Source organism: Stenotrophomonas pictorum JCM 9942, assembly GCF_001310775.1.
Classification (GTDB): Bacteria; Pseudomonadota; Gammaproteobacteria; order Xanthomonadales; family Xanthomonadaceae; genus Stenotrophomonas; species Stenotrophomonas pictorum.
This window is the reverse complement of the sequence record NZ_BAZI01000802.1, coordinates 1-576: the sequence shown is the minus strand read 5'-3', so window position 1 is coordinate 576 and position 576 is coordinate 1. Positions and strand designations below refer to the sequence as shown.

Genomic DNA, 576 nt, shown 5'->3' with positions numbered 1-576 from the left:
TTACTTCAGCCGCGCCAGCGCCTGTCCAAGCTGCACCGGGCTTTCGGCCTTCAGCGAGGGATCGAAATCGGCCACGCCCGGCGGCAGCAGCACGATCACCGTGGAGCCGTAATTGAAACGCGCCATCTCGGCGAAGCGTTCCAGCGTGATGCCCTTGCCACGCCAGTCCTTGCGGGTGATGCGATCGCCATAGGCCGGGATTTCCTCACCGCTCCACACCGTCTCCACGCCCGAAACCAGCAGTGCGCCGACCATCACCTGCACCATCGGGCCGAAGTCGGTGTCGAAGTGGCACACCAGCCGCTCGTTGCGGGCGAACAGGCGCGGCACGTTGGCCACCGCGTCGGTGCCAACGCTGAACAGACGGCCGGGCACGTGCACGGTCTCGCGCAGGGTGCCGGTCCACGGCATGTGCACGCGGTGGTAGTCGCGCGGAGACAGGTACACCGTGGCGAACAGGCCGTTGTGGAACGGCGCCGCGTCGGCGGCGTCGCCCAGCAGCTCGGCGGCGGTGAACGACTGGCCCTTTGCCTGGAAGATGCGACCGTCGGCGATCGGGCCCAGCTGGCTGATGCG

General features: G+C 68.1%; 1 protein-coding gene. It reads right to left on the bottom strand.

Annotation, left to right across the window (positions count from 1 at the left end; translation table 11 throughout):
• A partial coding sequence (gene asd / locus JCM9942_RS17770; RefSeq protein WP_054661081.1) for an archaetidylserine decarboxylase occupies positions 1-576 on the bottom strand: 576 nt, incomplete at its 5' end.